At 69.6% G+C, this 13,574-nt stretch carries 11 protein-coding genes; 8 read left to right on the top strand and 3 right to left on the bottom strand.

All coding sequences use genetic code 11. From position 1 onward, the window contains the following. Nucleotides 1–32 precede the first annotated feature (32 nt). From gltX to ACFC0D_RS36235, 3 genes are all read right to left on the bottom strand, one after another. A complete protein-coding gene (gene gltX / locus ACFC0D_RS36245) occupies nt 33–1,508 on the bottom strand; it encodes a glutamate--tRNA ligase (RefSeq protein ID WP_376445722.1) in 1,476 nt (491 codons plus the stop codon). Then, the gene (locus ACFC0D_RS36240; protein ID WP_376445719.1) at nt 1,501–2,295 is read right to left on the bottom strand and encodes a fumarylacetoacetate hydrolase family protein; all 795 of its coding nucleotides are present in this window, start codon (nt 2,293–2,295) and stop codon (nt 1,501–1,503) included. Before ACFC0D_RS36240 ends, gltX begins: the two co-directional genes overlap by 8 nt. 79 nt (nt 2,296–2,374) lie before the next feature. After that, nucleotides 2,375–2,563, bottom strand: coding sequence for a hypothetical protein (locus tag ACFC0D_RS36235; RefSeq protein WP_329115507.1), 189 nt, complete (start codon nt 2,561–2,563; stop codon nt 2,375–2,377). 548 nt (nt 2,564–3,111) lie between these two features. Between ACFC0D_RS36235 and ACFC0D_RS36230 the strand changes: the two genes are divergently transcribed. The 8 genes from ACFC0D_RS36230 (at nt 3,112) to ACFC0D_RS36195 (ending at nt 13,481) form a co-directional block, all read left to right on the top strand. Beyond that, nucleotides 3,112–6,792 carry a nitrate- and nitrite sensing domain-containing protein gene (locus ACFC0D_RS36230; RefSeq protein ID WP_376445716.1) on the top strand — a complete coding sequence of 1,227 codons (3,681 nt, stop codon included), beginning with the start codon at nt 3,112–3,114 and terminating at the stop codon, nt 6,790–6,792. Nucleotides 6,793–6,801: 9 nt separating this feature from the next. Further along, nucleotides 6,802–7,215 carry a roadblock/LC7 domain-containing protein gene (locus tag ACFC0D_RS36225; RefSeq protein ID WP_030325548.1) on the top strand — a complete coding sequence of 138 codons (414 nt, stop codon included), beginning with the start codon at nt 6,802–6,804 and terminating at the stop codon, nt 7,213–7,215. Nucleotides 7,216–7,341: 126 nt separating this feature from the next. Further along, on the top strand, nt 7,342–7,749 hold the full coding sequence (locus ACFC0D_RS36220; protein WP_376445713.1) for a DUF742 domain-containing protein: 408 nt from the start codon (nt 7,342–7,344) through the stop codon (nt 7,747–7,749). Beyond that, entirely contained in the window at nt 7,730–8,314 is a 585-nt protein-coding gene (locus ACFC0D_RS36215) for an ATP/GTP-binding protein (protein ID WP_361850837.1), read from the top strand. Before ACFC0D_RS36220 ends, ACFC0D_RS36215 begins: the two co-directional genes overlap by 20 nt. Nucleotides 8,315–8,652: 338 nt before the next feature. Continuing rightward, nucleotides 8,653–11,850, top strand: coding sequence for a nitrate- and nitrite sensing domain-containing protein (locus ACFC0D_RS36210; RefSeq protein ID WP_376445710.1), 3,198 nt, complete (start codon nt 8,653–8,655; stop codon nt 11,848–11,850). A gap of 7 nt (nt 11,851–11,857) precedes the next feature. After that, on the top strand, nt 11,858–12,271 hold the full coding sequence (locus ACFC0D_RS36205; protein ID WP_005311461.1) for a roadblock/LC7 domain-containing protein: 414 nt from the start codon (nt 11,858–11,860) through the stop codon (nt 12,269–12,271). Nucleotides 12,272–12,364: 93 nt separating this feature from the next. Then, nucleotides 12,365–12,919: a DUF742 domain-containing protein gene (locus ACFC0D_RS36200; RefSeq protein ID WP_376445707.1), complete on the top strand. Its 555-nt coding sequence runs from the start codon at nt 12,365–12,367 to the stop codon at nt 12,917–12,919. After that, nucleotides 12,900–13,481 carry an ATP/GTP-binding protein gene (locus ACFC0D_RS36195; RefSeq protein WP_050791473.1) on the top strand — a complete coding sequence of 194 codons (582 nt, stop codon included), beginning with the start codon at nt 12,900–12,902 and terminating at the stop codon, nt 13,479–13,481. The genes ACFC0D_RS36200 and ACFC0D_RS36195 overlap by 20 nt, the downstream gene beginning before the upstream one ends. Nucleotides 13,482–13,574: the final 93 nt, after the last annotated feature.

Raw genomic sequence — 13,574 nt, 5'->3', positions numbered from 1 at the left:
GGAGCCGGGGCCTCGTCGCGTACCGGCAGGCGTTACGCAGCCAGCTTCGCCAGCGCCGCGTCGATGCGGGTGAGGCTCTTCTCCTTGCCCAGGATCTCCAGGGACTCGAAGAGCGGCAGGCCGACCGTGCGGCCGGTGACCGCGACGCGGACCGGGGCCTGGGCCTTGCCGAGCTTCAGGCCGTGCTCCTCGCCGGCGGCCAGGACCGCGTTCTTGAGGGACTCCGGGTCGTTCCAGTCGGCCGACTCGAGCTTGGCGCGCGCGGTGGTGAGCAGCGCGGCCGGCTCGCCCTTCATGGCCTTGTCCCACGACGGCTGGTCGAAGACCGGCTCCGGCAGGAAGAGGAAGTCCACGTTGGCCGTGATGTCCGAGAGGACGGTCACCCGGGTCTGGGCGTGCGGCGCGATGGCCTCCCAGGCGGTGCGGTCGAAGTCCTCGGGCGCCCAGTTGGCGTGCGGGGCCGTCAGCCAGGGCTCGCAGGCCGCGGCGAACGCCTTCACGTCCAGCAGGCGGATGTGGTCGGCGTTGATCGACTCGGCCTTCTTGAGGTCGAACCGCGCCGGGTTGGCGTTGACGTCGGCGATGTCGAACTTCTCGACCATCTGCTCGATGGTGAAGATGTCCTGGTCCGCCGAGAACGACCAGCCCAGGAGGGAGAGGTAGTTCAGGAGGCCCTCGCGGAGGAAGCCGCGCTCCCGGTAGAGGTTGAGGGAGGCCTGCGGGTCGCGCTTGGAGAGCTTCTTGTTGCCCTCGCCCATCACGTACGGCAGGTGGCCGAAGGCGGGGATCTCCTTGGCGACGCCCAGCTCGATCAGCGCCTTGTAGAGCGCGATCTGGCGCGGCGTGGAGGAGAGCAGGTCCTCGCCGCGCAGGACGTGGGTGATCTCCATCAGCGCGTCGTCGACCGGGTTGACGAGCGTGTACAGCGGGGCGCCGTTGGCGCGCACGATGCCGTAGTCCGGGACGTTGTCCGGGGTGAAGGTGAGCTCGCCGCGGACCAGGTCGGTGAAGGTGATCGGCTCGTCGGGCATCTTGAAGCGGACGATCGACTCGCGGCCCTCGGCCCGGTAGCGCTCGATGCGCTCGTCGCTCAGGTTGCGGCAGGTGCCGTCGTAACCCGAGGGCTTGCCGGCGAGGCGGGCCGCGTCACGACGGACCTCGAGCTCCACGGCGGTGCAGAAGCAGTGGTAGGCGTAGCCGCCGGCGAGCAGCTTCTCGGCGACGTCCTTGTAGATGTCCATCCGCTGCGACTGGCGGTACGGCTCGTGGGGGCCGCCGATCTCGGGGCCCTCGTCCCAGTCGAGACCGAGCCAGCGCATCGAGTCGAGCAGCTGGTTGTACGACTCCTCGGAGTCGCGGGCCGCGTCGGTGTCCTCGATACGGAAGACCATGGTGCCCTGGTTGTGCCGGGCGAAGGCCCAGTTGAAGAGGGCGGTGCGGACCAGACCCACGTGGGGGTTGCCGGTCGGGGAGGGACAGAAACGTACGCGGACGTTCGCGTTAGCCACGCTTGATCACCTTGTTGGTGAGAGTGCCGATGCCTTCGATGGTGACGGCGACCTCGTCGCCGACGTTGAGGGGGCCGACCCCGGCGGGAGTGCCGGTGAGGATGACGTCGCCCGGGAGCAGCGTCATGGCCTCGGTGATGTGGACGACCAGGTCCTCGATGGAGCGGATCATGTCGCTGGTGCGACCGAGCTGGCGCTGTTCGCCGTTGACCGTGGCCTGGATGGTGAGGTCGCTCGCCGCGGCCAGGTCCAGCCCCGTCTCGACCCAGGGGCCCAGCGGGCAGCTGGTGTCGAAGCCCTTGGCCCGGGCCCACTGCTTCTCGCGCGCCTGCGCGTCGCGGGCGGTGACGTCGTTGGCGCAGGTGAAGCCGAAGATGACGTCCTTGACGCGCTCGCGCGGGACCTCGCGGCACATACGGCCGATGACCACGGCCAGTTCGGCCTCGTGGTGCAGCTCGTTGGAGAAGGAGGGGTACTCGATGGCGTCGCCGGGGCCGATCACCGAGGTGGTCGGCTTGAAGAAGGCGACGGGGACCTCCGGGACCTCGTTGCCGAGTTCGGCTGCGTGCTCCGCGTAGTTGCGGCCGATGGCCACGACCTTGTTGGGGAGCACGGGCGGCAGGAGCCGTACCTTGCCGAGCGGGACCTTGGTGCCGCTGAGCTCGAAGTCGGTGTACGGGATGCCCTTGATGATGTCGAGGACCAGGCCGCCGGACTCGACGGTTCCCTCGCCCTCGACGGCGCCGAAGGCGACATTGCCGTCGATGGAGAATCTGGCGATGCGCACGAGTGCTGTCGCCCCTCACTTGGTACTTGCTGGAGTCTGACGCTCCAGGCTAACGCGGTGAGGGGCGGCTCCTGCCGTATTACTGTGCGGTCTGCGCCGCCTCGGGGGCGGTCATGAGGACCGTGCGGCGGGGGTTGGCCGTCTGCGTGGGGAGCTCGGCCACGTGCTCCAGCTGCGCGCCCCGGCCGAGCTGCTCGGCGTCCTCGAGGTGGGCGAGCGTGGTGCGGCGGGGGTTGGCCGTGGAGCGGAGCAGCATCGTCGTCTTCATGTTTTCGCGAGCCTCTACAGAACGGGGAGTCGTGTAAAGCGTCAGGCTAAACGTGCAATTCCCTTCGAATGCATGGGGAAGGCAACGATCTAGGTGTGAGTTTGCTCACCACTGACGGGACGATCCGGGCATTACGGACTGTTCCCAGGGGTCACGGAAACGGACATTTCCCCACTGAATGCTTCATTCCGCTCCTGATCATGGCGACTGGGACACTCGGACTCCATGAGCCTTTGGGCGCAATAAGTCCGATTCCTCCATGATCATCTTCTACGTGGCGTGACATGATGTTCACGGGTTGTTATGCCGCTCGATGCCCGAGACGCGGGCCTTGTTGGAGATCCGGCACTGTGCTGGAATTCCACGCACCGCCGCGGGTTTCAAGCCGGCGCGCAGAGGGGCGCAACGCAGCGCCGGGTGAGCGGCGGGGAAGGGGGAACTGCGCCGGTCATCGACGACCACCATGGGGCGCATTCCGCGTCCCGAGACGCCGACACCGTCCTCTCCGTTCACGCGGAAGGGCGCCTGGTCCAGAGGTTGCGACGCTAGTGCAGGGACGATTCAAGAGGGATGGCAGCAACGCTGCCGCGGAGCAAGAGCCTCGCGCCGGAACCGACCGCGGTTCCTCGGCCCAGCACGCCCCGAACCCGGGCAAGGGTCCGGCAGACAAGGGCGGTGAGGCCTCCGCGCGCTCCGGCGCCACGACCTCTGCCACCGAACCCGCCGCCACCGCGCAGAAGCCCAAGGCCGAGAACGAGGTCGGGCCGCGAATAGCCCTGCGCAACTGGCGTATCTCGACGCGTCTGGTCGCCCTGCTGACCCTCCCCGTGGTCGCGGCCACCAGCCTCGGCGGCATCCGAATCAGCGAGTCGCTCCAGGACATGGAGCAGCTCGACCACCTGCAGCTGCTCACCAAGCTGACGCAGGAGGCGACCGACCTCGCCCAGGCCCTGCAGACCGAGCGTGACCTCTCCGCCGGTCCGCTGGCCAACGGGAAGTCGGCCGGCGACTACCAGGTCTCCAACCCGCGCAAGGCGACGGACCGGGCCCAGAAGGCGTTCATGGACGCCACCGGGGACATCCCCGCCACCGAGGGCGACGAGGCGCTGCAGAGCATCCGTCAGAACGTCAGCCAGATCGCGTCCCAGGTCGTCCAGATCGGCGGCATCCGCCAGGAGGCGTACAAGAAGGGCGTCTCCCACTCGGTGACGGTCGAGGCGTACAGCCGACTGATCCGCTCGCTGCTCAGCCTCTCCCAGGACATGGCGCAGGCGACCAGCAACCCCGAGATGATCAAGCGGACCCGAGCGCTCGCGGCGTTCTCGTCCGCCAAGGAGTACGCCTCCGTCCAGCAGGCGATCATCGCCTCCGCGCTGCCCTCGGGCGACAGCCGGCCGGGCAATCTGGAGCAGGGCGACCGCCTCTACGGCTACGCCGCCCAGCAGGGTGAGAAGGTCGAGCTCAAGTCCTTCGAGACGATCTACGAGTCGGCCGGTGGCGACGCCGCCGAGCTGACCGCCTCGCTCACCACCGGCAACCCCTCCATCGAGGCCGCCGACAAGTACGCGGACCGGGTGCTGAGCACCGACAGCGGCCTGGCCGGCCGCACGCTGCGCGGTCACCTGAACTTCACCGACGAGTACGGCACCAAGATCGTCGCGATGAGCCGCATCGAGGCCAACCTGCTCGGCCAGATGGACACCAAGGCCCGTGAGCTGCGCGCCGAGTCGCAGCGCGACGCCATCATCAACGGTGCGCTGATCCTCCTCGTCCTCGGTGTCTCGCTCGTCGGCGCCTTCGTCGTGGCGCGGTCCATGATCCGCTCGCTGCGCCGGCTCCAGGACACCGCGACCAAGGTCGCCCAGGACCGTCTGCCCGAGCTCGTCAAGCAGCTCTCCGAGGCCGACCCGCAGGACGTCGACACCTCCGTCGAGTCCGTCGGTGTGCACTCCCGGGACGAGATCGGTCAGGTGGCCGCGGCCTTCGACGACGTGCACCGCGAGGCGGTCCGCCTCGCCGCCGAGCAGGCCCTGCTGCGGGGCAACGTCAACGCGATGTTCACCAACCTCTCGCGCCGCTCCCAGGGCCTTATCCAGCGTCAGCTCTCGCTCATCTCCGAGCTGGAGTCCCGCGAGGCCGACCCGGACCAGCTCTCCTCGCTCTTCAAGCTCGACCACCTCGCGACGCGTATGCGCCGTAACGGTGAGAACCTCCTCGTCCTCGCCGGTGAGGAGCCCGGCCGTCGCTGGACCCGTCCGGTCCCGCTGGTCGACGTGCTCCGTGCCGCCGCCTCCGAGGTGGAGCAGTACGAGCGCATCGAACTGGCCGCGGTCCCGGCGACCGAGGTCGCCGGCCGCGTCGTCAACGACCTCGTGCACCTCCTCGCCGAGCTGCTGGAGAACGCCACCTCGTTCTCCTCGCCGCAGACCAAGGTCCGCGTCACCGGTCACGCGCTGCCCGACGGCCGTGTCCTCGTCGAGATCCACGACACCGGCATCGGCCTCTCCCCCGAGGACCTCGCCGCGATCAACGAGCGGCTCGCGTCGCCGCCCACCGTGGACGTCTCCGTCTCCCGACGCATGGGTCTGTTCGTGGTCGGCCGCCTGTCCCTGCGACACGGCATCCGGATCCAGCTGCGCCCGTCGGACTCCGGCGGCACCACCGCGCTCGTCATGCTCCCCGTCGACGTCGCCCACGGCGGCAAGAAGCCCGCGCCCAAGCAGGGTCCCGGCGGCCAGGGCGCGATGCCGCAGGCTCCCTCCGCCTCCGGTGGCCGCCTGACCGGTGGTCCGGGTGCGGCCGGTGGTCCCGGCGCCGGTGGCCGTCCGGGCCTCGGCGGCGCGCCGTCCGCCTCGTCCGCGGCGGCCGGCCGGCTCGGTGCCGGTCCGAGTGCCGCCCGCGGCCAGGTCGGTGCGGGCAGCGGGCCGCGTGCGGCGCTGCCCGGACGTGACGGTGCTCAGCGCCCGAACGGTCCGCAGGGTCAGGCGCCGCAGCAGCCGCAGCCCCAGGGCCAGCAGACCTCGCAGATGCCGCAGGTCCCCCAGGAGCCGCAGCGTCCGGGCCTCGGTTCCGGTGGGTTCGGCGGTGCGCAGAGCGCCATTCCGTCCCGTACGGACGTCTGGGGCGGCCAGGGCAACCAGGGCAACCAGGGCAACCAGGGCAACCAGGGCCAGGCTCCCCAGCAGCCGCAGCAGGGCCAGGGCAATCGCCCCGCCCAGAACGGCTACCCGCGCGCCGAGCTGCCCGGGGGCAACCCGCAGCAGCAGCGTCCGCAGACCACCAGCTGGGGCAACGACCCGGCGCAGCCGGTCCGCCGCCCGCAGCAGGAGATGTCGCCGCTGGACGCGCCGCGCGGCCACGAGGAGCCGGAGACCACGGGTCAGTACCCCCGTCCGACGGCGCCTCAGGGCCCCGGTTCCACGGGCCAGTTCCCCCGCCCGGACCTCGGACGGCAGCAGCAGGCTCCTCAGGGCTACCAGCCGCAGGCCTCGCAGGACCCGGCGTCCACCGCGCAGTTCCCGCGCCCGGACTTCGGCCAGCCGCAGCAGGCGCCCCAGCAGGCGCAGGCCCCGCAGGGGTACCAGCAGCAGCCTCCGGCCCAGCGCCCGCGCGGTGGCGGCGACTACGGTGCGCCCCGCCCGGCCGGGAACCTGCCTCAGCAGCCGCAGCAGCCTCAGTTGCAGCAGCCTCGCCAGCCCGAGGCCCTGCCTCCGGCGAGCGGCCCGAGCGACACCCGTACCCCCCTGTACGACACGCTGGAGACCAACTGGTTCCACGGTCAGGACCAGGGACAGGCTCAGCAGGACAACGGACGGGGTGCCGTCGATCAGACGATGCAGACCCCGGTCGTGCCTCAGCAGCCCGCCTCCCCCGCTCCGCGGCGCCCCGCCGCGCAGGGCGGCGGCGAGGGCGGTCAGCAGCAGGGCGGACCCGCCTCCTGGCGGACCTCGCCCAACGACGAACTGGTGCGCCAGGCCGAGCGGGTCCGCAAGCCCGCGGCCGGCGGCGTCACCACCTCCGGGCTGCCGCGACGGGTCCCGAAGGCCAACCTCGTACCCGGAACCGCGCAGGAGCAGGCCCACACGGCCGGCCCTCAGGTCTCGCGTGCACCCGATGACGTCCGCGGCCGGCTCACCAATCTGCGCCGCGGTATCCAACAGGGCCGTCAGGCGGGCAACTCGACCACGGGTAGCTTCCGCCTCGGCCCGACCCACCAGCAGGAGCGTTAGTTGAGCGCGATGAGCCAGGCGGCGCAGAATCTGAACTGGTTGATCACCAACTTCGTGGACAACACCCCCGGGGTGTCCCACACAGTGGTGGTCTCCGCCGACGGCCTGCTGCTGGCCATGTCGGAAGGATTCCCCCGCGACCGCGCCGACCAGCTGGCGGCGGTCGCGTCCGGACTTACCTCGCTGACCGCGGGCGCGTCCCGGATCTTCGAGGGCGGTCCCGTCGCCCAGACGGTCGTGGAGATGGAGCGCGGCTTCCTCTTCCTGATGTCCGTCTCCGACGGTTCCTCACTGGCCGTACTCGCGCACCCGGAGTGCGACATCGGCCTCGTGGGCTACGAGATGACGCTGCTGGTCGACCGGGCCGGCAGCGTACTCACCCCGGATCTCCGTGCCGAGCTCCAGGGAAGCCTCCTGCACTAGCCACCGAACAGGGTGGCCCGCCCCTCCGCGCCACTCTGGGAACACACACCGTCCGGCCGCCCCATCCGGCCCCCCACCGGCCCCATCAGACGGCATTCGACCCCTGCCGTCACGCCCGGAGGATTCATGACCCCGCCCCCCGCCTCTCACGATCCGTACGGCTCCTCGATAGATGAGTCGTACGGACATGAAGGCGACCAGCCGCTGGTGCGTCCTTATGCGATGACCGGCGGCCGGACCCGGCCGCGCTACCAGCTCGCCATAGAGGCACTGGTCAGCACCACGGCCGACCCGGCGCACCTCTCGACGTTGCTCCCCGAGCACCAGCGGATCTGCCACCTGTGCCGGGAGGTCAAGTCGGTGGCCGAGGTCTCGGCGCTGCTGTCCATGCCGCTCGGCGTCGCCCGGATCCTCGTCGCCGACCTGGCGGAGGCCGGCATGGTGGCGATCCACCAGCCGGGCAACGGAGAGGCCGGCGGCACGCCGGACGTGACACTGCTGGAAAGGGTGCTCAGTGGACTTCGCAAGCTCTAGCGGCGGCGGCGCGGCGCGGTCGACCACCAGCGCGAAGATCGTGGTGGCGGGCGGTTTCGGCGTGGGCAAGACCACGTTCGTCGGCGCCGTCTCGGAGATCAACCCGCTGCGTACCGAGGCCGTCATGACCTCGGCCTCGGCGGGCATCGACGACCTCACGCACACCGGCGACAAGACCACCACGACGGTGGCGATGGACTTCGGCCGTATAACCCTGGACCAGGACCTGATCCTGTACCTCTTCGGTACGCCCGGTCAGGACCGCTTCTGGTTCATGTGGGACGACCTGGTCCGCGGTGCCATCGGCGCCGTCGTACTCGTGGACACCCGCCGTCTCGCCGACTGCTTCCCGGCCGTCGACTACTTCGAGAACAGCGGCCTGCCGTTCGTCATCGCCCTGAACGGCTTCGAGGGGCATCAGCCGTACTCCCCCGACGAGGTCCGCGAGGCGCTTCAGATCGGTCCGGGCACTCCCATCATCACCACCGACGCCCGCCACCGCGCGGACGCCAAGAGCGCTTTGATCACGCTTGTCGAACATGCGCTGATGGCACGACTCAAGTAGGCGATCTTCTACGGAAGTTGTCGTACGCCTCCTGGGGGCGGTCTGTGTCGTTCGACACGGCCCGCCCCCGTGTTCATAACGTTTCGAATGAGAATTGCAGCCCCACGGACACCCGACGCATCCAATTGGTGCCACTGTGCTCACCTGAGCCTCGCAATTTGGCGGGGCTCGTTCTTTATGCCCGTTTTATCTTGGGCTCGGAGTGGCCAAAACCGGTGCTCAGGGCTGTTTGGAAGGGACACCCTTCACGTGCTGCAATTCATGAACTCCCGAGTAGTACGGCCCTGAACGAAACACCGGCACAACGTAGGTGCCGACGCCGAGAGGTTGTTGGTCGAGTGAGGCGAAGCAAGGAAAGCTCCGCGGAGCAGCAGGCGCGAGGCAACTTCACGCCGCCGGCACGCATGGTGGCGTCGCCCGCTGAACCGCCGGTGACGCCCCAGGCCGGCAGCGGCCAGGGCAGCTCGAGCAAGCTGTCCCCGCGCAACTGGCGCGTACCGACCAGGCTGAACGCGATCCTCCTCATACCCGTGCTGGTCGGCCTCGTCATGGGCGGCTTCCAGGTCAAGGGGTCGATCGACACCTGGCAGGAGGCCCAGAACGCCGAGAAGACGGCGCTGATCGTGCGCGCCGCCTCGGAGTACAGCCAGGCGCTGCTCAACGAGCGTGACCTCACCGCCGCTCCGCTCCTCACGGCGAAGAGCGCCGAGGACCGCAAGAGCGACGAGGTGACGCAGGCCTACGCGGCCACCGACGCCGCCAAGGTCAAGTTCGACGAGGCCGTCAAGAACATGCCCGAGGGCGAGGGCCTGGAGCGCCGCCTGAAGCTGTTCAGGGGCGAGGAGCCCAAGCTCGAGAAGCTGCGCCAGATCGCCTACACCCAGGCTCTGGACCCCGTGAACACCCAGCTCGGGTACACCGGTGTCCAGCACTTCCTGATGGAGTTCTCCAACGAGCTCGGCCTCGGCACCGGCAACGTCACCGCCTACGGCCGTACGCTCTACGCCGTCCAGCTCGCCAAGGGCGCCGCGTCGCTGCAGCGCTCGATCGGCATGCAGCTGCTCGTCCGGCCCAGCCAGAAGGACGCGATCTTCGCCCAGCAGTCCGTGGCGTTCAACTCCTACAACTACCTGGAGCAGATCGCCCTCGGCGAGTACAACTCCGGTGGCACCCAGGCGGACGTGGACCGCCTGAAGGAGGTCATGACCGAGAAGGCCAAGGACGGCGCGGAGAAGATGCAGGAGGCGGGCCTCGACCTGCCGAAGGGGCCCGACGGCTCCGTCTTCACCGGTGTGGTCAAGGAGATCGGTGCGGCCCCGGACGCCGACGCGATCGCCGCGCTGAAGCAGAAGGGCATCACCGCCCAGACCTGGATGGCCGTGGCCACCGGCAAGTTCGACGGCTACACCACGGTCGAGAAGGAGCTCGTCGACAAGGCCGTGACCGAGGCGGCGAACATCTCCTCGGACGCCAAGACGGACGCCTTCGTCAACGGTGGCATCGTCGTCATCGCCCTCCTGGCGGCCTTCATCCTGGCCGGGATGATGGCCCGCCAGATGAGCCGCTCGATGCGCGAGCTGCGCACCGCCGCCTTCGCCATCGCCGAGCAGCGTCTGCCGATGCTCGTCGACCAGCTGTCCCGTACCGAGCCGGGCCGGGTCGACACCCGGGTCCAGCCCATCCCGATCGACTCCCAGGACGAGATCGGCGAGGTCGCCCGCGCCTTCGACCAGGTCCACCGTGAGGCCGTCCGGCTCGCCGCCGAGCAGGCCATGCTCCGGGGCAACGTCAACGCGATCTTCACCAACCTGTCGCGCCGTAACCAGTCCCTGATCGAGGGCCAGCTGACCCTCATCACCGACCTGGAGAACAACGAGGCCGACCCGGACCAGCTGGAGAACCTCTTCAAGCTGGACCACCTGGCCACCCGTATGCGCCGCAACGGCGAGAACCTCCTCGTCCTCGCCGGCGAGGAGCCGGGCCGCCGCTGGGACCAGCCGGTGCCGCTCGTCGACGTCATGCGCGCCGCCTCCTCCGAGGTGGAGCAGTACGAGCGCATCGAGCTCGCCGGTGTCCCCGACGCCGAGATCCACGGCCAGGCCGTGACCGACCTCGTGCACCTCCTCGCCGAGCTCCTGGAGAACGCCACCACGTTCTCCTCGCCGCAGACCAAGGTCCGCGTCACCGCGACCCGACTGCCCGACGGCCGCGTGATGGTCGAGATCCACGACAAGGGAATCGGCCTGACCGCCGAGGACTTCGCGGACATCAACCACAAGCTGGCCAACCCGCCGACCGTGGACGCCGCCGTCTCGCAGCGCATGGGCCTGTTCGTGGTCGGCCGGCTGGCCGACCGGCACGGCGTCCGTGTCCAGCTCCGCCCCTCGGGCGAGCAGGCCGGTACGACCTCGCTGGTCATGCTGCCGGACGCGATCACCCACGGTGGTGGTGGCGAGCAGCTCCCCGAGAACGACTTCACGGTCTCTCAGATCATCCCGCAACAGCAGCAGCACGCCTTCGAGCCTGCGCAGCCGCAGATGCGGACCGCGGCGGAGCTCGGCTTCGACGACTCCCGCTACGAGCAGCCGGCGGACGACCGCCAGCTCGACCCGGTGAACCGTTCGCTGATGCGTGAGGAGCGCCGTGCGGCCCTGGAGTCGCAGGCCCACAGCGGCGAGCGTCCGCTCTACCGCGACGAGGTGGACGGGCAGCAGCAGTCGTACGAGCAGGAGTACGCGCAGGAGCAGGAGTACGTCCAGGAGTACGCTCCCGACTACGGCAACCAGGCTCCGCAGAACGACGGCTACGCGTACCAGGAGCAGGGCTACGACGGCTACGGCCAGCCCGTCGGCGGGTATGCCGAGCAGGGCTATGCGGAACCGGCCTACCAGGGTCAGGACAACGGTCAGCCGCAGTACGACAACGCCTACGAGCCCCAGCCCCACCAGGGTGACTGGCAGGATCAGGGCGCGTACCAGGGCGGCTACGAGCAGGCGTACGGTGCGAATGCGGAATCTGCGCCCCCCGCTCCCGAACCGGCCCCCGAGCGCGTAGGCTTCGACCGTCCGGGGCCCACGCCGAGCCCCACCCCGGACGCCGGCCACGCGATGACCGACGCCGGTCTGCCGCGCCGTGGCAGCACCGCAGCGCAGGCCTCCCAGCCCGCGCAGCAGGGTCTGCCCACGCGGACGGTCCAGCAGCCGGCCCAGCAGCCGGTTCAGCAGAACCAGGCCGACGGCACCGAAGAGTGGCGCTCGACGAACGACGAGCGCTGGCAGCGGGCCGAGAAGCTCCGCGACCCGAAGGCGGGCGGGGTCACCTCGTCCGGTCTTCCGAAGCGGGTCCCGAAGGCCAATCTGGTCGAGGGCACGGCGGAGCAGACCCCGCAGGGCGGCCCCCAGGTCTCCCGCGCTCCCGAGGACGTACGGGGCAGGTTGAGCAACCTGCGCCGTGGTGTCCAGCAGGGACGCACCGCGGGAACGGACACGAACGGATCGGGCCTCGGCCCGGGCAGTACCTACAACCAGGAGCGTTAGTGTGAGCATGAGCCAGGCGGCGCAGAATCTGAACTGGTTGATCACCAACTTCGTGGACAACACCCCTGGGGTGTCCCACACGGTGGTGGTCTCCGCCGACGGACTCCTGCTGGCGATGTCCGAGGGTTTCCCCCGGGACCGCGCCGACCAGCTGGCGGCCGTCGCCTCCGGACTGACCTCGCTGACCGCGGGCGCGTCCCGCATCTTCGAGGGCGGTGCGGTCAACCAGACCGTCGTGGAGATGGAGAGGGGCTTCCTCTTCATCATGTCGATCTCGGACGGCTCTTCGCTGGCCGTGCTCGCGCACCCGGAGGCCGACATCGGTCTCGTGGGCTACGAGATGGCTCTGCTCGTCGATCGCGCGGGCAGCGTTCTGACTCCTGACCTCCGGGCGGAGCTTCAGGGAAGTCTTCTCAACTAACAGACAGACAGTGCGTTTCACGCCACCGCACCGTAAGGTGCGGTGGCGCGGCTCCACAGGGACATGGACCGCGAGGCAGTCGGAGGAGGAGACGTGGGTACACCCCCGGGCGGACGCCCTTACAACGGTTTTGACGGATCGCAGCCGCACGGCGACACCACGCAGAACCGGTTCAACTTTCCCTCCGCCCCGAGCAGACAGGGCGCAGCACAGCCCTACCAGCAGCCTCAGGCCCAGCAGCCTGCTCCGGTCGGCGCGCCGAGCGCCTCGCGCCGGGGTGCGGGCGGTTCCGGCGCGTCCGGCGGGCACAACCCGCTGGTGCGTCCTTATGCGATGACCGGCGGCCGGACCCGGCCGCGTTACCAGCTCGCCATCGAGGCGCTGGTCAGTACGACGGCCGATCCGGCCCGGCTGCAGGGGCAGTTGCCCGAGCACCAGCGGATCTGCCGACTGTGCTTCGAGATCAAATCGGTGGCCGAGATCTCGGCACTTCTCTCCATCCCCCTCGGCGTTGCCCGTATCCTCGTCGCCGACCTGGCGGAGGCCGGACTTGTCGCCATCCACCAGCCCGGCGGCGACGAGGCCGCCGGCGGTCAGCCAGACGTGACACTGCTCGAAAGGGTGCTCAGTGGACTTCGCAAGCTCTAGCGGCGGCGCGGCCCGTTCAACCACCAGCGCGAAGATCGTGGTGGCGGGTGGCTTCGGCGTGGGCAAGACCACGTTCGTCGGCGCCGTCTCGGAGATCAACCCGCTGCGTACCGAAGCCGTCATGACGTCTGCGTCCGCGGGCATCGACGACCTCACGCACACCGGCGACAAGACGACGACGACTGTCGCGATGGACTTCGGCCGTATCACCCTGGACCAGGACCTGATCCTGTACCTCTTCGGTACGCCCGGTCAGGACCGCTTCTGGTTCATGTGGGACGACCTGGTCCGCGGCGCGATCGGCGCGGTCGTTCTGGTCGACACCCGGCGGCTCGCCGACTGCTTCCCGGCCGTCGACTACTTCGAGAACAGCGGCCTGCCGTTCGTCATCGCCCTGAACGGGTTCGACGGCCACCAGCCGTACAACCCGGAGGAGGTCCGCGAGGCCCTCCAGATCGGCCCGGACACCCCGATCATCACCACCGACGCCCGCCACCGCGCGGACGCCAAGAGCGCGCTCATCACCCTGGTCGAGCACGCGCTCATGGCCCGCCTGCGGTAGGTCTCCGACAGGCTGCCCGTACGAGAGGGGCCCGCTGCACCGTTCCGGTGCGGCGGGCCCCTCTCGTTGTGCGAGGGCCGGGCCCCCTCTCGC

Source organism: Streptomyces sp. NPDC056222 (assembly GCF_042264065.1).
In the GTDB taxonomy this organism is placed as follows: domain Bacteria; phylum Actinomycetota; class Actinomycetes; order Streptomycetales; family Streptomycetaceae; genus Streptomyces.
Note: the sequence above shows the minus strand (reverse complement) of the source record. Positions and strands in the feature narration are given on the sequence as shown.

Bases quoted from the DNA above. Each gene is read 5' to 3' on its own strand.
- ACFC0D_RS36205 (WP_005311461.1), top strand. From the start codon at position 11,858: ATGAGCCAGGCGGCGCAGAATCTGAACTGGTTGATCACCAACTTCGTG.
- ACFC0D_RS36220 (WP_376445713.1), top strand. From the start codon at position 7,342: ATGACCCCGCCCCCCGCCTCTCACGATCCGTACGGCTCCTCGATAGAT.
- ACFC0D_RS36235 (WP_329115507.1), bottom strand. From the start codon at position 2,563: ATGAAGACGACGATGCTGCTCCGCTCCACGGCCAACCCCCGCCGCACC.
- ACFC0D_RS36225 (WP_030325548.1), top strand. From the start codon at position 6,802: ATGAGCCAGGCGGCGCAGAATCTGAACTGGTTGATCACCAACTTCGTG.